The organism is Pseudoalteromonas byunsanensis, from assembly GCF_001854475.1.
Taxonomy (GTDB): domain Bacteria; phylum Pseudomonadota; class Gammaproteobacteria; order Enterobacterales; family Alteromonadaceae; genus Pseudoalteromonas; species Pseudoalteromonas byunsanensis.
The window spans coordinates 1-202 of the sequence record NZ_MNAN01000008.1; the positions used below are offsets into that span (position 1 = coordinate 1).

Genomic DNA, 202 nt, shown 5'->3' on the forward strand with positions numbered 1-202 from the left:
TGATAATAGCGTTTTGGACCCACCTGACCCCATGCCGAACTCAGAAGTGAAACGAAACAGCGTCGATGATAGTGTGGCATTTGCCATGTGAAAGTAGAACATCGCCAGGCTCCTAATTAAGTGAAAAGCCCATCCAATCGGATGGGCTTTTTGCGTTTTGGGGTTGTAGGTCGTGATAAGCGTAGCGCCATCCGACGTTTAA

At 48.0% G+C, this 202-nt stretch carries 1 rRNA gene; it reads left to right on the plus strand.

Annotation, left to right across the window (positions count from 1 at the left end):
- A 5S ribosomal RNA gene (rrf, locus tag BIW53_RS00685) occupies positions 1–110 on the plus strand; the annotation flags it as partial.
- Positions 111–202 lie beyond the last annotated feature (92 nt).